We start from the raw sequence: 21,577 nt of genomic DNA, 5'->3' as shown, positions 1-21,577 counted from the left end.
CTGTTGCAGAACGCCCTCGGCAACACGTCCGCTGTCCTGGACGAGACCGGCCACACCATCCTGCGCATCGCCGACCTGTATGCCGAAACCGACGCCGCGGCGGCCCAGGAGCTCAACAACGTCTGGGCCGGCGGGCCGCCCGCGCAGCTGTTCGTCTCTGGCGAATTGCTGGTGTCCGGCCCACCCGCACCGATCAAGCAGGCGTGAGGGCAGGCATCCGTGGGCGACGCGTACGTCTACCGCAGCCCGGCCGATCTGCAGGTGCTCGGTGAGCGGGTCCGTGACACCGCCATCCGGGTCACCCTGACGCACGCCGAGCAATACCTGATGGCGCAGCAGCGGGCTAACAACAAGGCCAGCCAGGGGCAGCCCGAGTACATTTCGTCGAGTCGCGCCGACGACGATGCCCGGTTGCGCACGTTCGTTGCCGAGGAATTTGCCGGGATTCCCACCATGTTCTCGCAGTTTGCGGTGCCGGACCCGAACGCCTGCCAGCCGATGGCCGATGCACTGTTTCGCGTCGCCGCCACGCTACAGCCCTCGCTGCAGCTGAAGGCAGAAAGCAACAGACTGTATGACCCGGTCGCCGTCGGCAACGACACGCTGAAGTTTCCACTCGGCGCGTACACCGATGCGATCCAGGTTCGCATGCAGCATTGGGCCGGTTCAGCGGCAGACTCGTTCATGTTCTACCTGAAGCTGTACGAGCGCTCGACGCTGTGCCAGCGCCAGGTCGCGGTAGGACTCGCTCTCACGCTCCAGGCAGAGCTGGAGATCAAGAGGCGCATGCTCACAGACGTATGGACGCTCGGAGAAACCACGATCAAGGTGCTCGACGCGCTGGACCACTTTCACTGCCCGACGCGAGGCGGCGCGGCCATGATCCTCACCGTTATCGGAGCGCTCGCCGCGGTCGCCGTCGCCGCAGGACCAGTGGCGGAGTCACTCCTCGCCGCCGGCACCGGCGCGGCCATCGCCGGCATCCAGGGAGTCCTCGACCCGCCATTCACCGACGAGAGACTCAAAACCGGCACCGCCACCGACCTGGACAACACCGGTGGTCAACTGTTCTACGATCGGTAGAAGGGCGTATGCGCTCCGGGTGCGGGAACCACGGGAGGTGGGACTTACCAACAGCAGCGCGACTGCATCGCGGAGCGGCCTGGCCAAGGCGACGGTCACCGGCGTGGTCGCTCGCCTGGAGGGGCGCGGGCTCCTGTCCGCCAAGACGGCTCAAATAGATCGCCGCCAGGTGCGGTTGTCCGCAACCGAGTCCGGCGTGGCGTTGTGGGAGCCGACTCTCAGCTGCAGTTGGCGGCCACCGAACGACGGCTGATGCAACTGCCATCGGCCGGACAACCGTTCCTGGCACTGTCACGCAGCATCACGACGTCGCTCGCCTCCGACTCCTCGGCGGCGTGACCCGTGCCAGAGAGAATACGCCGCGATGGACAGGACGTTGGCCATCAGGGCGAGGCATCCGGCGAAGCGGACGGGGTTGGCGAGGTCGACGTACGGGCGTCCGACCAAGTCCAGCGCGGCCAGCACCGGGCTGAGCGTCTGTGGGGTGGCGCGAGGTAGCGCCGTGCTGAGCACGGTGTGGGTTGCTTGCAGGAGGATGACGGCAATGAACAGCCCGGTGAAACGCCGCCAGGACGGGCGAAGGACAGCGTTGCCGATCCGGAGCAGGAACAGCGCGGCGGCGTTGACGTAGATGGCGTCGGTCCATCGGCTGCGGGGTGTGTCCCGCCATCGGCGCAGTCCTGCCGCCATGCGCCTGTCGATCCACCGCGTCGTGGCGACCTGCGTTGTCGTGCCTGCCCACCAGCCGCCGGCAGCGACGGCGAGGACGCCGACCCGGCAGTGATGTAGTCGATGATCGTGAGAGCCGCGAGTGCCGCGCCTGGCGGGGCAGTGTCCTGTGTGAGCCATGCCAGGAGAACTCGGCTGAGCAAGCCTGCGGTCACGGCAATGCCTCCGCGGAGCACGATGTGTCGTACCACGTGGACGCATCTCCTCAGACGTTGCGGTCATCCGGATCGCAGACCGGTCCAGTCTTCTGCGAACCGGTCCGTTGTGGCGTCAGCAGGCGTTGCAGCACACCGCCAGCATGCACGATCTGCTCGATGGTGACGTCCCGATGCGTGACGGCCCGGACGTGATGGGGGCCGACAGCGACGAGCAGGACGCTGTGGTCGGCGGCGGCCGCGGCGAATGCGGGGCCACTCCAGCGGGTCCTGGTGAGGTCGAGCAAGACGATATTGGTGTGCACCCGGCCGGGGTCGACGACCCCGGCGTTGGAGAGGGCATCGGCGAGGCTGCGAGCGCGGTCGTGGTCATCGGCGAGCCGCTGGAGATGGTGGTCGAGCGCGTAGAGGCCGGCGGCCGCGAGGATGCCGGCCTGACGCATGGCGCCTCCCGCCCGCAGCCGAAGCCGCTTGGCCTCGGCGATGAGATCTTGCGGACCGGCGAGAACGGCTCCGGCGGGAGCGCCGAGGCCCTTGGAAAAGCAGACTGCGACGGTGTCGAACAGCTGGCCGTAGACGTCGAGGGCGGTGCCGGTCGTGATGTGGGCGTGCCAAAGCCGGGCGCCGTCACAGTGCAGGCCGACGCCCGCGCGGCGGGCGACGGTGTGGAGGGCGGTGAGCCGGTCGAGCGGGTGGATGATGCCGCCCGGGATGTTGGCGGTCTGCTCGACGGCGATCGCGTCGGTGCGCAGCGCGAACCCGCCGCCGGGCCGGATCATGCCGGCGATGGTGGTGGGGTCGATGAACCCGTCGGGGCTGTGCCAGGTACGGGTGGTGATGCCGCCGTGGACGGCGGCGGCGCCGCCTTCGTAGCTGACCAGGTGGGCGTCGTCAGCGCAGAGCAACTCGCCACCGTGCGATACCAGCGCCTGGACGGCGACTTGGTTGGCCATGGTCGCGGTCGGCAAGAACAGCCCGGCTTCGTGGCCCAAGAGCCCGGCGACGCGATCCTCGAGCGCGCGGACGGTGGGGTCCTCGCCGTAGACGTCATCGCCCACTTCGGCGGCGGCCATCGCGGCGCGCATCCCCTGGGTGGGCCGGGTGACGGTGTCACTGCGCAGGTCCACGACGCGTTGCGCATGACGGCTCATGCGTCCACTCCGTGGTGAGCCTGGACGGTGCCGGCGAGACGGGTGATGGCGGCCGCGACGTGCCCCGGCTGTTCGAGCGGAAGGTCATGGCCGCCGTCGACCCACCGCACGGGGACGATGCGGCCGGCTCGGTCGAGGGTGTGCAGGAGCGCCTGCAGATGCGTGGCGGCCGCTGCAGGATCCTCGGGCCGGGCGAGGACCGCGATGGTCGGGGCGGCGGTCGCCGCGAGGGTCGCGGCGGGGTCGTGGCGCCAGAGGCTGCGGGCGGCTTGGATCTCGTGTTCGACGGCGAGCCGGAGCCCTGCCGGCCGGTGGTGATCCGGGGCGGTGGTGGACCCGGGTTGGTAGTTGGCGAGCAGGGCGGGGACGGCGGCAGGAGGAAGACCGTGGCCGCGGGCCCAGGCGGTGAGCATGGCGGGCGTGGGGGCGATGCGCCGGTTGAGCAGCATGCGGTACTGCGCTTCCCACCAGGTGCTCCCGAACAGGATGTGCGGGTCGTAGATGCCGCCGTCGACGAGGCACAGCCCGGCGACGAGGTCAGGGCGGCGGGCGGCGAGTTCGAGGGCGACGGTGGCGCCGAGGCTGTGCCCGGCAAAGACGCAGGGCCCGGTCGCCAGGGCGTCGAGCAACGCCGCGGCGTCGCCGGCGAAGGCGTCGACGGTGTAGCCGCTGGGCGGGGTGCTGGACTGGCCATGGCCGCGGTGGTCAAACCGGATCAGGCACCGGCCGGGTAGCCGCTCGGCGACAAGATCCCACCAGCGGTGCGTGCTGGCCAGCCCGTGCAACAGCACGACCGGCAGCCCGGCCGCGACATCGGGCCCGGGGGTGTCGCGGACGGCGAGGTCGACGCCTGCGGCGACGGTTACCAGGCGGTTCGGGGTAGCGAGGGCGTTCACGCGGCGCTCCTCGATGCGCTGGCCGGGCTGGGTGTGGCGGCGAGGTCGTCGATGGCGGCGGCGATGCCGGAAGGGGTGCGGTTGAGGGCCACCGCGACGTACGGAACTTCGACGCCGAGGGCGTCGCTGAGCGCGACGCACAGCTGCGCGACGAGCAGTGAGTGCCCGCCGGCGTCGATGATGTCGGTGTCCGGGCGCACCGGCCGGTCGAGCGCGGCCGTCACGACGTCGAGCACGGTGGCCAGCGACCCTCCTGGCAACGGATCTTCCCGGTCGTGCGGTGCCAGGGGTGCGGCGGCCGCCCGCGTCCGGAGGGCCTCGCGGTCGATCTTGCCGGCTGCGGTGAGCGCGAGCGCCGCGATCACGTGGATGTCGGGCACCGCGTGGGGCGGTAGCAGTGTCGCGGCGTGCTGGTGCAGCGTGCCGGCGAGGTCGGCCTCGGGCGGCCCGCCGGTGTAGTCCGGGTCGGCGGTGATGTGCGCGGTGAGCCGGTCGGCGACGGCGACAACCGCGCAGGCGCGTACGGCGGGGTGGGCGGTGAGGATGTGCTCGACCTCGCCGAGCGTGAGCCGGTGCCCGCGGATTTTGACCTGGTCGTCGGTGCGTCCCAGGTAGACGAGGGCGCCGTCGACGCGCCGCGTGGCGAGGTCGCCGGTGTGGTACCAGCGACGTCCGGACGCGTCGGTGGTGAACCGGGCGGCAGTGGCGGCGGGGCTGGCCGCGTAGCCGCGGGCGACGCCGATCCCGCCGACGACGATCTCACCGACTGCACCTGCCGGCTGAGGGCGGCCGTCGGTGTCGACGATCTGGACGGTCACGCCGGGCAGAGGCGCGCCGATGTGCACCTCCTGGCCGGGGTGGAGCTCGCCGGCGGTGACGGCCACGGTCGTCTCCGTCGGACCGTAGCCGTTGAAGAACCGGCGGTGCGGGCTGGCCCAGCGTTCGACCAGGCGCGGCGGGCACACCTCGCCGACAGCGACGACGGTGCGCAGGTCGGGCAGGTCGTCGGTGGGGACGGCGGCGAGGACCGAGGGGGTGAGCGTGGCCACTTCGACGCGGTGTTCGCGTAGCGCCCGGGCCAGGGCCGGTCCGCCCGCCCGCGCGCTGTCGGGGGCGAGCACGAGCGTGGCACCGGCGGTGAGGGTCATGAGGATCTCGGCCAGCGCGGCGTCCCACGACCAGGCGGCGAACTGCAGCACCCGCGTGCCGGACCGGACCTCGAACCGGTCGGCGAGGGCGGTGGCCATGGTGACGACGCCGGGATGCTCGATCAGGACGCCTTTCGGGGTACCGGTCGAGCCGGAGGTGAACACCACGTAGCACAGCGGGCCGTGCACCGGCTCCAGCCCGATACCGGCGGAGGCGGCTGGAGGTCGCGGCGGCGAAAGGTCCGGGGCCGGATCGGCGGCGCGGACGTGGCGGACGGCGCAGGCGGTGGCCATGTACTGCAGGCGTCGGGCCGGCCAGGCGGGGTCGAGGTAGAGCACGGCACCGCCGGCCCGCCACACCCCGAGCAGTTGCACGAGGCCGTCGACGGATCGCGGCCAGCAGACCCCAGCCACATCGTCCGCGGCGAGGCCCGCCGCGGCGAGTTCGGCCGCGACCGCGTCGGCCCGGCGGGCCAGCTGCTGGTAGGTCACTGCCGTGCCGGTCGCGTCGATGACCGCGACCGCGTCTGGTGCCGCTTCGGCCCGCTGCCAGATCAGGTCGGCGACGGTGCCTGGCGTGGCGGTGTTGCGGACGCGCGGGCTCATCGGGCACCCGCCGTGGTGTTGCGGTCGAGCTGGACGGGCAGGTGCGCGAGGCCGCGGAGGTTGGCGTTGTGCCGCCAGCTGCGCCCCGGCCGGGGCCGCAGGCGCGTGTACCGGGCGGTGAGCGCGCGGACGGCGGTTTCGACTTCGAGCCGGGCCAGTGGTGCGCCGAAGCAGCTGTGCGGGCCGTGGCCGAACGTCACCGGGCGGCCCGGCCGGTCGAGCCGGATCCGGTCCGGCTCGGGGAACACGGCCGGGTCGCGGTTGGCGGCGGCCAGCATCAGCACCACGCTCGCCCCGGCCGGCAGCGTCTGGCCGGTGGACAGGGTCGCCGGCTGCAGGAGCCGCCGTGCCGTGTATTGCGTCGGTGGGTACAGCCGGCCGAGCTCGATGACGGCGTCGGGGATCTGCTGCGGGTCCTCTTGCAGGACGGCCCAGAGGCGGGGTTCGTCGGCCAGGACCATGAGGACGGCAGAGAGCAGGTTCGTGGTGGTCTCGTTCCCGGCGGTGATCGCCATCATGAGGTTCGCGATCAGCGCGTCGCGGCTGATCGCTCCCTGGTGCATAGCCGCGACGAGCGCGTCGATCATCGCGGTGCCGGGCGCCGCCTCACGGTCGGTGACGTGCTGACGGAGAAACGCGGCGAGTTCCGCGATCGCGGCGAGGGTCGCGGTCCGGTCCCTGGTCGGCACGTGCCCGGGGGCGGCGACCACGTCACCCCAGGCCAGGGACCAGCGGCGGATAGTGGCGGTGCTGACGTCGGCCGGGATGGCGAGCAGGCGCCGGGTGACGTCGATCGGGATCCGGGCGGCGAACCCGGTGACCAGGTCGGGCACGGCCCGGCCGGTCAGGTCGTCGAGGGCGCCGGTGACCGCGTCCATGATCAGGCCGGCGAGGCGGGTGCGCACGTGCCGGACCTGGACAGGCTCGGCCAGCACGCGGCGCAGCCGCCGATGCCGGTCGCCGTCGACGAAACTCACGTGCAGGTCCAGCGCCGCGAACGTCTGCTCCAGACCGGCGCCCGGGAACCGAGCGAGCGCGCCGGCGTGATCCATCGCGACCGACGCGGCCGGGTGCGCCAGCACCGCCCGGACGTCGGCATGCCGCGGCACCAGCCACACCCCGAGGACCGGATCAAGCACGGTGCCGGCGTCCAGGAGCCGGTCATAGAAGCCGGTCGGGTCGGCGATGGTGTCCGGCAGCTGCAGCTGCAGCAGGCTCAGCCGGTCGAGCTCGTGGGCGGCGATGGTGGGCATGATGCTCCTTCAACCAAGGGGGATGGTGCGGTCAGCTCGAGACGCGTGCCGGGGCGGCCGTTGCGGTGGCCAAGGGGTCGGGCGGGCCGGTGAGACGCTGCGCGGCCGCGGCGAGCAGGCGATCGCCGACCAACCGGGCGAGGGTCATGCCGGCGCCGTCCGGGTTGGCCGGTGCCAGCCAGCGCAACGCGGCAACCTGTGGCGGCTGCCGGTCGGCGTTCGGCGCGGCGCGGACAACCAGCAGGCATGGCACGCCGGCCGGAATCCGGACGTGATGCAGCAGGACCGGCTGGGTGGTGACCCGTAGCCACCCGGTTACCGGCGGCGCGGGTGGCATGGCGGCGGTGATGAGGTCGGCCCGCTGTCCGGCGTCGGCGGCCAGGCCGGCGACCGCGGTCAGGTCGGTCGCGATGGTGATGCGCAGGGCGTCGACGAGGCGGGGCAGTAGCTCGGTGGTGGCGTCCCAGGCCGCGGCGAACAGCGCGCAGCACAGGGCGGTGATGTCGTGCCACGGCACCCGGTCGGCACCGGCACCCCGGCAGGCCAGCAGGTCGTCGACCACCGTGTCGGGCTGGTCCGGGTTCACCACGCCGGTCGGTGCCGCCGCGCGGTTGCGCACGAGGCGGCCCACGATCTCGCGGAGCACCGCGAGCGGCAGCACCGCCTCCGTCACCGGCGTGGTGCACGCATTCGCGAGCTGGTCCCGGAGCTTGCCGGCCATGTCGATCGTGTTGCCGCAGACGCCAAAGACCGAGCCGACCACTGCGCGAGCCAGCCAGTCGACCGGTCCGGCGCCATCTGCCGGCCACGATCCGGCGCCGCCGGGCGCATTGGCGAGTGCCGCGGCGGTCTGGTCGGCGTGGACGCGGATGCGGCGGCCCCAGACGAGGTCGGCGTGGACGGTCGTCACCGGCCAGACGATCCGCAGCATCGCCCGCACCCGCACATCCAGCGGTACCGCTGGCGCACGGATCGGTGACCGCATCAGCGCATCACGCCAACCATGCGCACGGTCGCCCAGCACGACCGGCACCGGCACCTCGGCGAACGTCGCTGGGTCACAACACGCCTGGCCGACGACGGTGTCACCGGCGATCAGCCACAAGCCAGAGGATGCGTCGAAACCGACGTGCTCCTCTGCCGGCGCACGGCGTGCCAGCGCGGCTGCGGTGGACTCCGGAAACGCCGTCAATGGGTCGAAAAGCAGCGTCCGGCCAGCGGCGCGGCAGAGTGCTGCGTGCTGCGGGGTGGTCACCGTCAAGCCCCCCGGCCCTGACGGTGACCACCCCGCGGATACGGCCGGACCCGCTCGGCCACCACCAGCAGCACATGCCGCGTCCGCGGATCCGGGATGAGGTTCGCCTCGACGGACGCGACCGCCGCGCGCAGCTGCGCCGCCCGCTGCCGTCCCGGGCCGGTGGCCAGCAGCTCAACCTGGCGGTGATCGCGGCTCGGGGTGCTCCGGCTGACCAACCCCAGCTTCTCCAACCGTGCCACGGCGCTGCGCGTCGTGCCCTGCGCCATCCCCGTAGCGGCAGCCACCACATGCATCCGCACGGCGTCCTGGCCGTCGACGATCGCGGTGAGCGCCGCGAACGCGGTCCAACTCACCCCGGCCGGCTCGAGCACCCGCCGCTCGACCTCACCACGCAGGTGCGCGGCCACCCGCGCCACGGCGAGCACCGCCCCCGCCGGCGGCGTTGCCGGCGCCTGTATCGGCGGCGCTTGGGACGGCCCGGGCGTCGGCGCGGTCACCGGGTGCGCTCCCGCAACCAACGCACCGTGGTCCAGCCCTTCGGCCGGTGCCGGCCCCGATACCGCGGCGTGAACATCGCTGCCCAACCCGCGGCCAGCCGACGGCAGACGGCGGCTTCCCTCACCCGTTTCCTCGTCATCGATCGGCCCCCGTCGGCGTCAACGCGCACACGCGCAGCAGTCAGACACGCGTCCCGGCTCCCGGACTTGAGGGTCGTCTGGAGCGGGGACGCACGTCTCGACCTTGCCGGTCCCGCCGGTGCGGCGGTAGTTGGCCAGGGTTAGCCAGTTTTCGATGCCGCCCGGGGATGCGGCGAGCAGACGATGCCGCGCCGCGGGCCTCGATGCGCGTACCGCCGAGACCGGCGTAGGTCGCCGCGCCGCCAGAGGCGAGTCCTCGATGCGGTCAACGTTGGCGGCGCTCTAGCGCCGAAGCACCGTGATGGGTGCCGCAGTACGGAGGGCGCGCGAATGCGGGACTGGACTGTTCGCCGTGGGGTGATCGGGAAGCGCGCGCATCCGCCGGTTGGGCTGCGTTGCTGCGCAGCCCAACCGGCCGCGATCAGTCCTGTCCGTGCTCCAGGTCGGCCTTGGCCCGGTTGAGCAGTACCCGACCGAGCGCACGGTCGTGTCCGATCATGCGCCGGTCGCCGGGCACCCACGATGCGGCGCACTGCGTGCAGAACATCGCCCGGCGCCATGCCGTTGCCGCCGCCGTGTGGGCTGCACCGAACTGTTCGTGGGCTCGACGCCGGACCAGCGCCTTCAGCCCGGACACCACAGCCACGATCACCGCGATCGCCCCGAACAACTTGAACGCGGTGATGTTCTCCTCCGTGGAAGCTGCGGTACCAAACGCCAAGAACGCGAACAACGCGACCGCCCCGACCGCCACGCGAACAGACCGCTGCCATGACGGCAGCTGAGCCGGCGGCGCCAGCGCGGCGGACAGCCCCGTCTCGGCTCGCGCCTGACCCGTCGACCGGCCGTGCACGCCACCCGGGCCGTGCCGGAGCGCGATGTCGATCTGCGCCCGGCCGGACTCATACAGCATCGGGACCGCCACCGCGTGATGCTCAGGATCACGCGGGCAGCGATACGCCAGCGAGCGGCCCGACCTGGCGCCACCGCTCCCCGCAGTGCCCCCATGGGCGGTCATGTCGTTGTTGCTCATCCCGCGCCACCTACCCCCGCCATCGAAGAGATCGATACCCGCAATGGTGATTCGCCCCGTTTCTCCTGTCCACCCCGTTCGGACACTGCGGGCTCAACATCCGAAGCGGCGGCGGTGCCGCGGCCTGCACGCGCGTCGTCGCGGTCCTGCTCGGTGATCAAGCCTGCCTCGATCCAACTCCGCATAACGCGGCTCGCATAGTTGTTGGTACCGGCGACCCGGTCCAGGTCTGCCCCGGTGACCGGGATCCCGGCGGCGCGGCACTGCTGGAAGTGGGACCACATCGTGCTCTGGGCGTCGCCGTCAGGTGCACGCGAACCGGCTGTCAGCGGCGCGACTGCGTGGTCCGGAGCGGCCTGGCTCCCGGGGCCGCCGTCTCGTCTCGTCTCGTCTCGCGACCGGCCGAGACTCCGTCCCGTCTCGCCTCGCCGCTCACGCGTCGGGCCGGTCTCGTGCTCCCGGCTCTCGTCTCGTCTCAATTCCGGTCTCGTCAGCAACGGCGTCTCGTCTCGCGAGACTGCCTCGCTCACGTCGGCGGTATCGACCAGCGCACTGAGCTGGCCAGCGAGGGGTCCGGCCGGAGTCTCTTCTGGCCTCTCATGTGCGGGGCCGGTCTCTTCGCCTCGGCCCGACTCCGGTCTTGTCGGCAACGGCGTCTCGTTTCGCGAGACTGTCTCGCTCAAGTCGGCGGCGTCGACCAGCGCACCGAACTGGCCGGCGAGAGTTCCGGCCGGAGTCTCGTCTCGCCTGGTCTGGCGAGCCTTCTCGAGACCTGCGGCGGACACCGGGTCGCGGTCAGGTGTCTGCTCTCCGTCGAGTCGACCGACTCCTGTCGAGGTCGTCGCGGTCGAGCCCGCGGCCGCTCCGAGAACGGCTGGCTCGGAGGCAACCCCGCCAAGGCCCTGGTCTCGCGCATCGTGCGTCGGCTGCGGTGCTGCGCTCTCGCCTCCGCCGAGTGGCCCGGGCTGGGCCGGGACGACAGCGACGGTGCTGACGCCCCCTGCGGTGTCCATGGCCAGAGTGCTGCGTTGCCGATCGATCTCCGCCCGCAGCTCCGTGACGATCTCGGCGAAGAGTCGCTGGAATGACCCGGCAGCCTCGGCGACCACCAGGATCAGCAGCGGCCCGCAGGCGTGGATGCCCAACCCGACCCAATCGAGGCCCAGCACCGGCCCGGCGATGTTGAGCGCGAGCGTCATCGTGGCCGTGATCCACCGCAGCGCGGTCACCCACCCGGCCGTGCGGCCGTACTGATGCATGACCCGGTCGCCCCACAGCCCGATGCACATCGCGAGGTCCACCATCAACGGCAGACCCGGAGCCGTCCACCGCAGCACACCATGCTCGATCAGCAACGGCGTGACATTGACCGCTCCGTAGACCATCACGCCGAACGCAATGCCCCACACCGCGCGGTTAATCCAACCGCCCGTCCGCTCCACAACGGCGACATCGCGCTCCAGCCGGCTCACCCGACGCTCACGCCAACCCGGATCGAGACGATCCTGATCGACCTCAGGTCCGGGGCGCGCACGTACGCTGCTCCTTGCCATCTCTCTTGCACTCCCAAGTCGGAAGAGGGGTGGACGGCCTCAGCGGGGTGCCACCCGCTGAGGCCACCTTGATCAACTAGACATCCCGCCGTCCTATGGACGACGGCCGGTGTTGTCCCGCACCAAACTGGCTAACTACCGCCTGTCGGCGCAGCGCGGCATCGTGTACCCGAAGAGCCGGAAACGCCTACGGGGGGCATGCTGATGGACAGAAGGGCTCGCGCGATGGCCACCTATGGAGCGGCGGCGCTCGCCGGCTTCTGCATCGGACTGGCCGTGAGATCTAGAACGGGCAGGCAAAGTGCACGCGGCCCAAGAACACCGATGAGTGGCCCCGCCGCGGCTTTCTACCTGCACGGATACATGCGCGGATATGAAGCCGGCCTCCGGGAATCCGTCGAGAGCTAGCCGGCTCGGCAGCCATGGCCGGCCCGGAGAACGGAAACGACCCGACCGCCGCCACTTCCAGCCATCCAATCGGATGCGGGCCACCCGCGAAGCGCCAAGGTTGTGAAATCCATCACTACATGGCGGGTCGATTGGGCGATTCATCATCTTTTCTACGCATTGCCAGCGACCCGATTTCATCGTGCGCGAGCCGTTGAAGCAGCACCCCGGCGTGGTAGCAGCGGCGGTAGCAAAACCCGCTCGGATACACGAGGACAACGAAGGACACACAGGGTTACAACAGCAGCTCACAGGGCCGGCGTGACCCGCCATGACCTGCAGTGACCCACAAGATCGCCACCTACGGATCAGAAGGTTAGTGGGCTGGTCTCAGAGCAAGCGGTCATGGTCCTCTGCAGCCCGGTCTCGCACTGCGAGGTCGAAGGACGTGTCCGCGTCGTCGTCCTCGGTGGCCTCTGCTTCGTAGAGCAGCCAGCAGCCGCGAATGCCGGCGAGGAGATCTTCGAGAAGGTCTCGGGCCGGTCGTTTCGGGTCGATGGTCGTGAGTCTGATGGGCGCGAACGGTTCGCCGGTCGCGTCGATGATGTCGTCCACTGCGGCGCTTTGCGGCGAGAGTTCGCCGTCCGCGACGAGCACGGCCTCCTGGAGGAGCGTCATGACGGCGTCGGCTGGCGTGCGTCCGTCGGTGGTCATCTCGAGGACGAGGGTTGGTGAGGCGTGGGGGAGGGCCTCGATGTCGTCGGCTCGTTCGACCACCTTTGCCGCTGGGATGCCGCTGAGGTCTTCGACGACCTCCGCAGCCGCGGTCAGCCAGTGGGCGGCGGCGATGGCGGCCGCGGTGGGGTCGTAATGCAGGAACAGGTCGTCGGTGCCGAGGGTGTGGTTGGCGAACAGCTGGTCGGCGGCGGCGACCTGGACCGGTGAGACGTCTTCCCGGGCGAGGGTGACCGCCTGCTGGGCGCGGCCGGTGAGGTCGCCGAGCTCGGCCCGCTCAACCGCGGCCAGTTCGGCCTCGACTTCGGCGAGGACCGCGGCGGTCATCTCGGCCGTTTGGATCTCGTGCAGCGATCGGCCGATGCGATGGGCGGCCTCCTCGACCGGGTCGTAGGAGACGAGGAGCGTGCCATCGTCATCTGGCAGGTTCGGCTCGCGGATCGTGTCGAGCACGAGCCCGAACGACGCTCGGGTCTGTTCGCGCCGCCACCCCTCGCTGTTGGGCGTGGTGTCGGCCATGGCGGATGCCGGGTGGGTGTAGCAACGCCACAGCTCGCTCGACAGCCGGGTCATGGCTTCGGCCAGGACGAGGCGCTGAAACGGGCTCGTGTGCGCCGGCAGCGTCGTGACCGTCACGGCCTTCTCGCCGTAGCCGGCCGGCCAGCAGGCGATGAGTTCGTGCCGGTCGTCGTGGATCGCGTAGCGCGTCACCGTCATCGACTCCTTCGGATATGGGGTTATCGGGCGGCAAGTCTGCATGCTGCCCGCCGGGCTGTGAAGTTGGCCAGGGTTAGCCACGTTCAGACCCGCTCGCCGATGCCCAGGCGGACCTGGACCTCCTGAGCGCGTTCGGCGGCGGCGCTGGCGCCGTAGTGGCGGGGCATGTCGTCGCTGGCCCAGCCGAGCAGCAGCATGAGGTCGCCGGTGTCGCCGCCGGCGAGCTTCCACTCGTGGGCGTAGCTGTGCCGCCACCGGTGCGCGTGCAGGCCATCGATCCCGGCTGCGGCGCCGAGGCGTTTGAGGAGGATCTTGATGCCGTTCGGGCGGAGCGGCTTCAGCCCGCGCTCGGCGAGCCACAGTTCGGGCACCTCGTCGGCGCCCTGCCGCTTGGCGCGCGCACGGAGGTACTTGGAGACGGCCCGGGAGGTCTTCGGGCCGATCCGGACGCGGCGGTCTTTCGCGCCCTTGCCGTGAACGTGGACCGACTCGGTGTTGAGGTCGATGTCGGTGACGAGGAGATTGCCGATCTCGGACAGGCGGGCGCCGGTGTTGCAGTACAGCCGGACGATGGCCTCGTTGCGCAGGCTCGCGAAGCCTTTGCCGCGGCAGGCGTCCAGGACGCGGCGGGTGTCGTCGTCGCGGATGACCGGGATGAGCTTCTGCGGCGTCTTTGGCTGCTTGACGCGGTCCATGGGGGAGCGGGTGATCTCGTCCTCGTCGAGCAGCCATCGGAAGAACTGCTGCAGCCCCTTGTGCTTGTTCAGGGCAGTCGAGGCGGACCGGGTTTCGATCATCCAGGCCTGGAACGCCTCGATGTGCTTCTTGGTGACCTCGGTCGGGTCCTCGGCGGCCTCGTCCGCGTCCGGGTCGGGGGAGTACTCGGCGAGATACCGGGCGAGCTGCGCGGCGGCGAGGAGGTAGTTGTACCGGGTGGTCTCCGGATAGTTCCCGGCGCGCAGCGAACGGTCCCAGTCCCGAAGGAAACCGGACCAGTCCCGCGCGAGCCCTTCGGTGAGCTTGTCGATCTTCAGCAGCGGCATCCAAAACCTGCCTAGTCAAGGGGTCCAACAGCGGCGTGCTAGACCTGGCAGTGATGCCGAGCAATACAAAAGGGGCTCCCGCAAGTCGCTGACCTGCGGAAACCCCTAGCCGGTCGGGACAGCGGGATTTGAACCCACGACCCCTTGACCCCCAGTCAAGTGCGCTACCAAGCTGCGCTATGTCCCGGTGCCGCCCGCCTGCGCGTGCAGCCGCTACAGCGTAGCGCATCCCCTCCCGGCCCGCCCACGCAGTATCCCCCGCGTCCCGGGTGAAGGTCGTTACGCTCGGGCGATGCGGCTTGACCTTGTCACGATCGTGGTTGCGGCGTACGGCCCGGCGATCGAGTTCTTCGTCTCTGTGCTCGGGTTCGAGCTCGTCGAGGACTCGCCGTCGGTGACTTCCGTCGGTGGGCGGGCCAAGCGGTGGGTCGTGGTGCGGCCGCCCGGGGGTGGTACGGGGCTGCTGCTCGCCCAGGCCGACGGGGAGCGGCAGTTCGCCGGGGTGGGGGAGCAGGCGGCCGGGCGGGTCGGGTTCTTTCTGCGGGTGGACGACTTCGAGGCGGCCTACGCGCGGATGCTCGAACACGGGGTGGCGTTCGAAGGGTTACCGCGCGTGGAGGAGTACGGCAAGATCGTCGTCTTCCGGGACATCGCGGGGAACCGGTGGGACCTGCTGGGACCGTCTTGAGAACGGCATAAACCGCTACAAAACGGACTGGCGTTCGGCGCGCCCGGAAACCTACTGTGCCCCCGCGAAAAGACCGAGGGGGCAGGAAAACGGTGCTGGGTGTCGATCTCTATCTGTTGTGGCGGGCCGGGCGGCGGGATCTGCCGGCGCTCGCGGGCGTGTACCAGCGGGCGGCGGCGGATCTGGAGGGCGTGCGGCACGACGACGCCGAGTGGTGTGCGCTGCGGCGCAGCCTCGTGAGCGTGCTGGCGGGGGCGGCCCGGCAGGCCGGGGAGGCGGCCGAGGCCGTGTGCGTGGCGGCCGGGGAGTACGCGCGTGCCGACGCGGCGGCCCGCGCGGAGTTCGAGCGGCTCCGGGGCGCGGACGGGCGGCTGCCGCAGGGGGGTGCGCGATGACGTACGAGCTGCTCATGGCGCATGCCGCGGAGATTCAGCGGCTCGCGGGCGAGGCGGCCATGGCGGGGCTGCGCGGGGATCCCTGGCGGCGGGCCGCGGTGGAGCGGGAGTTCGCCGACGTGCCGGACGCGTTCCGGGCGCTGAGCGGGTTTCCCGATCCGGGGCGGTTCGACGCGATGGCCGGCGCGGTCACGAGCGTCCTTCGTGGACTGTCCACAGGGGACGTCGACAATCCGGGCGTGCCGGCGAACCCGGAGCTGGCGCGGTTTCTCGGTACCGCCGGCGCATTGCGGGTGTGGACCGGGGCGGCCGCGGACCGGTTCCGGGCCGGCTTTCTGGAGCCCTGGCCGGCGCTGGTGCGCAACCAGTACACGGTCGCGGCGGTGCTGTGCTCGGCGCTGCGGGCGCAGCAGGAGATCTGGGCGCGGGCGCGGCAGGACGCCGACCAGATCGCCGAGCAGGCGATCGGGGCGCTGCGTGCGTGCGGCGACTGCACGCGTACGGAATGGTCGGTCACCTTCACCGTGGTGTCCTCGGTCGCGGCGGTGGCGGCCGTGCCGCTCGGCGGGGCGGCCGCGCTCGCGGTCGGCGGGGTCGCGGCGCTGGCGCAGGTGGTGGCGGCGACCGGGCCGGCCGAGCCGCCGCGGACCGCGTTCAGCGCGGACGATCCGGTGGAGGTGGTCGAGCGGGTGCGGGAGGCGATCGGGCTGCTGCGCGGGCACATCCGCGAGCGGCGCGACGCGGTGGCGGCCGCGCTGGCGAGCACCGGCCGGCTGATGGACGACCGGCCGGAGTGGTTCGGATGGCGGTGACGGGGGAGGGGCCGCGGGTGCGGGCGAGCGTGGCCGGGGGCGCGGTGGCCGGGGAACTGACCGGGACCGCCGGCCTGCGCGTCACGCTCCATGGTTCGGTACTGCGGGACACAACGGCGCTGGCCCGGCACCTCGAGGCGCTGGCGCGGGCGCTGTGGGCGGCCCGGACGCGGGCGTTCCTGGCGGCCGTGAGCGCGGCGGCCGGCGAGCCGGTGGCACGGGAGCCGCCGGCGTCGGGGCGCCGGGCGGAGGAGTACGTGGCGCGCCGGGCCGCGATCGTCGCGTGTGGACGGTCGCGGGACGGGCTCGTCGCGGTGCGGGTGGAGGGGATGCGGCGCTGGCGGGTCGAGATCGCGCCGGGGGCGTGTGTCTCGGTCGCCGTGGCGGAGGCGGCGGTGCGGGAGGCGGGCGAGGCGCTGCTGCGCGACCAGGCCGCGCGGATCCGGGCGCTGAAACGAACGATCTGGCAACCGGGCGGCACCGCGGATGCACGCGTGCCGGCCGAACTCTAGGGCGCACTGGATCGTGCCGTGACGGGGCGCTACCCTGTCCGCACCGCCCGCGAAATCCGGGCGATACCGCTCATCTCTGCACTGGTTCAGCCGAAGGTATGGCGGCCGGTACTGCCGGCCGGGGGCGAAGGCGGTGATGACTGACGGTGAGATCGAGCCGACTGCTCGCGGTGTACGGACCGCTGTTGGCCCTCGCCGTCGGGTGGGGGCTGGCCCGCTTCGCCGGGTTCGAGGGGCTCACGGTGCTCGGCTGGCTGCCGGGCGCGGTCGGCATCGCCATCGGGGGCGGCTGTCTGCTGCGCGCCTCCCGCACGCCGGGTCTCGACCTCGCCGGGCGCCGGTTCTGGCGACGCCTCGCGATCGCCGCGCTGCTCATCGCGCCCGCGACCAAGCCGCTGACCGAGGCGAGCCTGGGCGGGCAGAAGACCGGCCCGGTACTCACCGGCGCGGTCGTCCTGCTGAGCGTCGCGCTCCTGCTCGTGCTCTGGGCGCTGCTGCGCCTGCCCGTCCGCAGCCGCAGCCGCGGCGACTGGCTGCGGCTGGGCCTGGACGCCGCCACCGTCCTGGTGTGCTCGGCGACCTTCCTGTGGCACTTCGTGCTGCGCCCGCTCGTCGCGGTGCGCGTCGACCTGCCCAAGGTGCTCGGCCTGCTGGTCCTCAGCGTGCTCTGCCTGCTCGCGGTCTTCGCGGTCGTCAAGCTGATCCTGGTCGGCACCGAGGCGGTCGACGTGCGGGCCCTGCAGGCGCTCGCCGGCATCGTGCTGATCGGCGGGCTGGGCTCGGCGCTCGTGCCCGTCCTGCAGAGCCCCCGCCTGGCCGGCGTCTCCGACGTCATCACCACGGCCGAGGCGGCGATGGTCGCCCTTGCCGGGTTCCTGCAGCGCCGCCGGGTCGCGCCGGTCGGGGCCGCGCCGGCGCCGCGACGGCCGTATCCGGTGCTGCCGTACTTCGCGGTCGCCGCCGTCAACCTGCTGCTCGTCGCGGTGACGGTCAGCGGGATCGGTACCCTCCCGGTGCTGTTCGGCGCGGTCGTGGCCACCGCGGCGGTCGTGGCCCGGCAACTGCTCGCGTTCCGGGACAACGACGGGCTGCTGCAGTCGCTGCGCGAGCATCAGCGGCTGCTGCACGAGCAGGCCACGCACGACGCGCTGACCGGGCTGCCCAACCGCGCGCTGTTCAACGAGCGGCTGGAGACCGCGGCCGCGGCGATCCTGATCGACCTGGACGACTTCAAGGCGGTCAACGACACGCTCGGTCACCCGGTCGGCGACGGCCTGCTGGTCGAGGTCGGCCGCCGGCTGCGCGCCGCGGTCCGCCCGACCGACCTGGTGGCCCGCCTCGGCGGCGACGAGTTCGCGGTGCTGATACCGGATATTTCGGAAATGTCCGTTCTGGCGCCCGCTGTGAACGCGCCAAGCAAAAATGCACCCAGCGCAAAAGCACCCAGCGCAAAAGCACCCAGCGCAAAAGCGTCCAGCGCAAAGGCGCCCAGCGCAACAGCGCCTGGAGCGAACGCGGCCGGTGTGAGTGCGCCCGGTGCGAGTGGACCCGGTCCGAACGAGGCCGCTGCGGGTGTGCTCGGTGCGAGTGGACCCGGTCCGAACGCGGCCGCTGCGGGTGTGCTCGGTGCGGGTGTGCCTGCTGCGAACGCGGCCGGTGCGGGTGTGACCGGTGGGAATGCGGCCAGTGCGGGGGTGCCCGGTGGGGATGTGGCCGGAGCGGGTGTGCCCGGCGTGGACGGGGATCTCGACGGCGTCGTCGACGCCGGGGCCGTCGGGGTCGAGGAAGCCGGGGCCGGGCACGGCAACGCCACGGACGGCGGGCACCTGGAGGCCCTGGCGCGGCGCATCCTCGCGCAGCTCGCCGTGCCGGTACGCAGCCACGGGCACGTCCTCACCGTGACCGCCAGCGTCGGGGTCGCCGAGCGGCAGCCCGGCGACGGTGCGCCCGACCTGCTGCGGCACGCCGACATCGCCATGTACGCGGCAAAGAAGCGCGGCAAGGGCACGCACGCGCGGTACACGCCGGACCTGACCGGGCTGCTGATGACCCCGGATTCCCGGCCGGCGGACCTGCGTCGGGCGATCGCGGCGGCGCGGCCGCCGTTCACGCTCGAGGTCGGGCGGGCCGCGCTGGTCTCGCCCGGGTTCGCCGCGGAGCTGGCCGGGCTGCTCGCGGAGGCCGGCCTCGCGCCGGACTGCCTCACGCTCGCCCTGCCGGCGGCGCAGCTGGCCGACGACGACGCGCTCGGCCGGGCGATGCGGGAGCTGCGGGCGGCCGGGGTGGGGCTCGCGCTCGACCACGGCGGCACCGGGACCGTCCGGCTCGACCTGCTCGCCGCGCTGCCGTTCACCGCGCTCATCGTCGACCCGGAGTTCCACGCGGCGGCCCGGCCCGAACGGGAGGCACTCCCGCTGGACCGCGCGCCACGGCTGGAGGATCTGGAGGATCTCGTCGCCGCGGACGGGCAGCGCGCGGCGACGCCGGAGGCGGCTCGGCGCCGGGTGCTGGCGGCGGCCGTCATCCGGTACGCGAGGGACGCCGGGATCGAGTACAAAGTTCGATATGAGGGCGCTCTGCAGGAGAGCGCTCTCTAAATTTCAGTTCCGGAACCGTAGACCTCTTGACAGCGGCGGCTCGGCAGATAACTCTCGTCCTTGGAGAGCGCTCTCCCAACCCCACCCCGGTTCCCGGGCCGCCCGTTCCCGGTCTGGTGAGCCTGACACCCCGTCGGCCGGAACACAAGAGCACCACCGCGCCCCGCGGTGGCACTTCCGCCTGTCGACAATGCCCTGGATCAGGAGCAGAGATGCACACCGCCGCACCGCCAACGGCGAACCGACGCCGCCGAAATCTCATCCTCGCCGCCATCGCCACGCTCGTGGTGCTGGCGACGTACGCCGTCACCACGACCCTGACCGCATCGGCCGCCGACACCCTGCTCTCGCAGGGCAAGACGGCGCTGGCCTCGTCGACGGAGAACGCCGGCACCCCCGCGTCCGCCGCCTTCGACGGCAACACCACCGGCACCCGGTGGTCCAGCGCGTTCAGCGACCCGCAGTGGATCCAGGTCGACCTGGGCCAGACGGCGACGATCTCGCAGGTCAAGCTGTACTGGGAGGCCGCGTACGCGAAGTCCTACCAGATCCAGACCTCGCCCGACGGCAACACCTGGACCAACGTCTACTCCACCACCACCGGCGCCGGCGGCACGGAGACGCTGAACGTCACCGGCAGCGGCCGCTACGTGCGGATGTACGGCACGGTGCGCGCCACCGGCTACGGCTACTCGCTGTGGGAGTTCCAGGTCTACGGCTCGTTCGGGGCCTCCGGCCCGTGCGACACCGCCACCAACGCGGCCCTGGGCAAGACGGCCGACGCCTCCAGCACCGAGAACGCCGGCACCCCGGCCTCCGCGGCCGTCGACGGCAACGGCGGCACCCGTTGGTCCAGCGCGGCCAGCGACCCGCAGTGGCTGCGCGTCGACCTCGGGTCGGTCCAGTCGATCTGCCAGGTCACGATCAACTGGGAGACCGCGTACGGCAAGGACTTCCAGATCCAGACCTCGACCGACAACGCCAACTGGACGACCATCAAGACGGTCACCGGCGGTACCGGCGGCAACCAGGTGCTCAATGGACTGAGCGGCTCCGGCCGCTGGATCCGGATGTACGGCACCGCGCGCGGCACCGGCTACGGATACTCGATCTGGGAGTTCATCGTCAACACCGGCGGCACCGGGCCGACCACGTCCTCGCCGTCGCCGACCACGAGCCCGACCCCGAGCCCGACCCCGACCGGCAACCCGCTGCCCGGCGGCGGTGACCTCGGCGCGAACGTCATCGTGTTCGACCCGAGCCAGTCCTCGGCCACCATCCAGGCGAAGCTGGACCAGATCTTCACCCAGCAGGAGAAGAACCAGTTCGGCACGGAGCGCTACCAGTTCCTGTTCAAGCCGGGTTCGTACTCGGGGTTGAACGCCCAGATCGGCTTCTACACCTCGATCAACGGCCTCGGCCAGAACCCGCAGGACGTCCAGATCCACGGCGACATCACCGTCGACGCGGGCTGGATGGCCGGCAACGCCACCCAGAACTTCTGGCGCTCGGCCGAGAACCTCTCGATCTACCCGGTCTCCGGGGTCGACCGCTGGGCCGTCGCGCAGGCCGCGCCGTTCCGCCGGATCGACGTGCACGGCGGCATGACCCTCGCCTCGCCCAACTGCGGCTGGGCCTCCGGCGGCTACATCGCCGACTCGCGGGTCAGCGGCAACATCAACCCCTGCTCCCAGCAGCAGTGGTTCACGCGGGACAGCACCATCGGCAGCTGGAACGGCTCCGTGTGGAACATGGTGTTCTCGGGCGTGCAGGGTGCCCCGGCGCAGAGCTTCCCCAACCCGCCGTACACCACCCTCGCGACCAGCCCGGTCACCCAGGAGAAGCCGTACCTGTACGCCGACGCCGGCGGCTACCGGGTGTTCGTCCCGTCGCTGCGCACCAACAGCAGCGGCGCGACCTGGATCAACGGCAACACCGCGGGCACCTCGCTGCCGATCAGCCAGTTCTACGTCGCCAAGCCGGGCGTGACGGCCGCGACCCTCAACCAGGCCGTGGCGCAGGGCCTCAACCTGCTGTTCACGCCGGGCGTGTACCACCTCGACTCGACCGTCAACATCAACCGCGCGAACACCGTCGTGCTGGGCCTGGGCTACGCGACGATCGTCGCGGACAACGGCGCCCTGCCGATGGCCGTCGGTGACGTCGACGGCGTGAAGATCGCGGGCCT

At 71.7% G+C, this 21,577-nt stretch carries 19 protein-coding genes and 1 tRNA gene; 8 read left to right on the top strand and 12 right to left on the bottom strand.

Going from position 1 to position 21,577, the window contains the following annotated elements; genetic code table 11:
* Together ACGFI8_RS46705 and ACGFI8_RS46700 are read left to right on the top strand one after the other, a co-directional pair.
* Window positions 1–207: hypothetical protein (locus ACGFI8_RS46705; RefSeq protein WP_392815262.1), on the top strand; the 207-nt coding region annotated here is incomplete at its 5' end.
* Between the two features lie 12 nt (window positions 208–219).
* A complete protein-coding gene (locus ACGFI8_RS46700) occupies window positions 220–1,083 on the top strand; it encodes a hypothetical protein (RefSeq protein WP_392815261.1) in 864 nt (287 codons plus the stop codon).
* A gap of 291 nt (window positions 1,084–1,374) precedes the next feature.
* On the opposite strand, the gene ACGFI8_RS46695 is transcribed toward ACGFI8_RS46700, so the two are convergent.
* The 12 genes from ACGFI8_RS46695 to ACGFI8_RS46640 all read right to left on the bottom strand — a co-directional run bounded on the left by ACGFI8_RS46695 (window position 1,375) and on the right by ACGFI8_RS46640 (window position 14,572).
* Complete coding sequence (locus ACGFI8_RS46695; protein ID WP_392815258.1) at window positions 1,375–1,773, bottom strand: hypothetical protein; 399 nt, start codon at window positions 1,771–1,773, stop codon at window positions 1,375–1,377.
* Between the two features lie 244 nt (window positions 1,774–2,017).
* Window positions 2,018–3,118: a threonine aldolase family protein gene (locus ACGFI8_RS46690; RefSeq protein ID WP_392815256.1), complete on the bottom strand. Its 1,101-nt coding sequence runs from the start codon at window positions 3,116–3,118 to the stop codon at window positions 2,018–2,020.
* Window positions 3,115–4,014, bottom strand: coding sequence for an alpha/beta fold hydrolase (locus tag ACGFI8_RS46685; RefSeq protein WP_392815253.1), 900 nt, complete (start codon window positions 4,012–4,014; stop codon window positions 3,115–3,117). Before ACGFI8_RS46685 ends, ACGFI8_RS46690 begins: the two co-directional genes overlap by 4 nt.
* Window positions 4,011–5,768, bottom strand: a complete 1,758-nt coding sequence (locus ACGFI8_RS46680) for a non-ribosomal peptide synthetase (protein WP_392815250.1) — start codon at window positions 5,766–5,768, stop codon at window positions 4,011–4,013. Before ACGFI8_RS46680 ends, ACGFI8_RS46685 begins: the two co-directional genes overlap by 4 nt.
* The gene (locus ACGFI8_RS46675) at window positions 5,765–7,021 is read right to left on the bottom strand and encodes a cytochrome P450 (RefSeq protein ID WP_392815248.1); all 1,257 of its coding nucleotides are present in this window, start codon (window positions 7,019–7,021) and stop codon (window positions 5,765–5,767) included. The genes ACGFI8_RS46680 and ACGFI8_RS46675 overlap by 4 nt, the downstream gene beginning before the upstream one ends.
* Window positions 7,022–7,052: 31 nt before the next feature.
* A complete protein-coding gene (locus tag ACGFI8_RS46670) occupies window positions 7,053–8,126 on the bottom strand; it encodes a hypothetical protein (protein WP_392815245.1) in 1,074 nt (357 codons plus the stop codon).
* Between the two features lie 152 nt (window positions 8,127–8,278).
* A complete protein-coding gene (locus ACGFI8_RS46665; protein WP_392815242.1) occupies window positions 8,279–8,776 on the bottom strand; it encodes a MarR family winged helix-turn-helix transcriptional regulator in 498 nt (165 codons plus the stop codon).
* A gap of 562 nt (window positions 8,777–9,338) precedes the next feature.
* Window positions 9,339–9,950: a hypothetical protein gene (locus tag ACGFI8_RS46660; protein ID WP_392815239.1), complete on the bottom strand. Its 612-nt coding sequence runs from the start codon at window positions 9,948–9,950 to the stop codon at window positions 9,339–9,341.
* Window positions 9,947–11,422: a hypothetical protein gene (locus ACGFI8_RS46655; RefSeq protein WP_392815236.1), complete on the bottom strand. Its 1,476-nt coding sequence runs from the start codon at window positions 11,420–11,422 to the stop codon at window positions 9,947–9,949. The genes ACGFI8_RS46660 and ACGFI8_RS46655 overlap by 4 nt, the downstream gene beginning before the upstream one ends.
* An 858-nt stretch (window positions 11,423–12,280) precedes the next feature.
* Complete coding sequence (locus ACGFI8_RS46650) at window positions 12,281–13,336, bottom strand: hypothetical protein (RefSeq protein ID WP_392815234.1); 1,056 nt, start codon at window positions 13,334–13,336, stop codon at window positions 12,281–12,283.
* Between the two features lie 89 nt (window positions 13,337–13,425).
* Entirely contained in the window at window positions 13,426–14,385 is a 960-nt protein-coding gene (locus tag ACGFI8_RS46645) for a tyrosine-type recombinase/integrase (protein ID WP_392815233.1), read from the bottom strand.
* Between the two features lie 113 nt (window positions 14,386–14,498).
* Window positions 14,499–14,572 (bottom strand) — tRNA-Pro (locus ACGFI8_RS46640).
* A 105-nt stretch (window positions 14,573–14,677) separates the two neighbouring features.
* Here ACGFI8_RS46640 and ACGFI8_RS46635 point away from each other — a divergent pair.
* From ACGFI8_RS46635 to ACGFI8_RS46610, 6 genes are all read left to right on the top strand, one after another.
* Window positions 14,678–15,073 (top strand): VOC family protein, encoded by a 396-nt coding sequence (locus ACGFI8_RS46635; protein ID WP_392815231.1) that lies wholly within the window; start codon window positions 14,678–14,680, stop codon window positions 15,071–15,073.
* A gap of 92 nt (window positions 15,074–15,165) precedes the next feature.
* On the top strand, window positions 15,166–15,468 hold the full coding sequence (locus ACGFI8_RS46630) for a hypothetical protein (protein ID WP_392815228.1): 303 nt from the start codon (window positions 15,166–15,168) through the stop codon (window positions 15,466–15,468).
* The gene (locus ACGFI8_RS46625) at window positions 15,465–16,280 is read left to right on the top strand and encodes a hypothetical protein (RefSeq protein WP_392815226.1); all 816 of its coding nucleotides are present in this window, start codon (window positions 15,465–15,467) and stop codon (window positions 16,278–16,280) included. The genes ACGFI8_RS46630 and ACGFI8_RS46625 overlap by 4 nt, the downstream gene beginning before the upstream one ends.
* Window positions 16,271–16,792, top strand: a complete 522-nt coding sequence (locus tag ACGFI8_RS46620) for a hypothetical protein (RefSeq protein WP_392815223.1) — start codon at window positions 16,271–16,273, stop codon at window positions 16,790–16,792. The genes ACGFI8_RS46625 and ACGFI8_RS46620 overlap by 10 nt, the downstream gene beginning before the upstream one ends.
* 146 nt (window positions 16,793–16,938) lie before the next feature.
* On the top strand, window positions 16,939–19,389 hold the full coding sequence (locus tag ACGFI8_RS46615; protein WP_392815220.1) for a diguanylate cyclase domain-containing protein: 2,451 nt from the start codon (window positions 16,939–16,941) through the stop codon (window positions 19,387–19,389).
* A 212-nt stretch (window positions 19,390–19,601) separates the two neighbouring features.
* On the top strand, window positions 19,602–21,577 hold a 1,976-nt coding region (locus ACGFI8_RS46610; protein WP_392815218.1), incomplete at its 3' end, for a discoidin domain-containing protein.

It is taken from the genome of Dactylosporangium sp. NPDC048998 (assembly GCF_043197855.1).
In the GTDB taxonomy this organism is placed as follows: domain Bacteria; phylum Actinomycetota; class Actinomycetes; order Mycobacteriales; family Micromonosporaceae; genus Dactylosporangium.
This window is presented reverse-complemented; position numbering and strand designations above follow the sequence as displayed.

Excerpts from the sequence above, each read along its gene's own strand:
- ACGFI8_RS46635 (WP_392815231.1), top strand. The coding sequence starts at position 14,678 with ATGCGGCTTGACCTTGTCACGATCGTGGTTGCGGCGTACGGCCCGGCG.
- ACGFI8_RS46675 (WP_392815248.1), bottom strand. The coding sequence starts at position 7,021 with ATGCCCACCATCGCCGCCCACGAGCTCGACCGGCTGAGCCTGCTGCAG.
- ACGFI8_RS46660 (WP_392815239.1), bottom strand. The coding sequence starts at position 9,950 with ATGAGCAACAACGACATGACCGCCCATGGGGGCACTGCGGGGAGCGGT.
- ACGFI8_RS46690 (WP_392815256.1), bottom strand. The coding sequence starts at position 3,118 with ATGAGCCGTCATGCGCAACGCGTCGTGGACCTGCGCAGTGACACCGTC.
- ACGFI8_RS46680 (WP_392815250.1), bottom strand. The coding sequence starts at position 5,768 with ATGAGCCCGCGCGTCCGCAACACCGCCACGCCAGGCACCGTCGCCGAC.
- ACGFI8_RS46695 (WP_392815258.1), bottom strand. The coding sequence starts at position 1,773 with ATGGCGGCAGGACTGCGCCGATGGCGGGACACACCCCGCAGCCGATGG.
- ACGFI8_RS46645 (WP_392815233.1), bottom strand. The coding sequence starts at position 14,385 with ATGCCGCTGCTGAAGATCGACAAGCTCACCGAAGGGCTCGCGCGGGAC.
- ACGFI8_RS46620 (WP_392815223.1), top strand. The coding sequence starts at position 16,271 with ATGGCGGTGACGGGGGAGGGGCCGCGGGTGCGGGCGAGCGTGGCCGGG.
- ACGFI8_RS46625 (WP_392815226.1), top strand. The coding sequence starts at position 15,465 with ATGACGTACGAGCTGCTCATGGCGCATGCCGCGGAGATTCAGCGGCTC.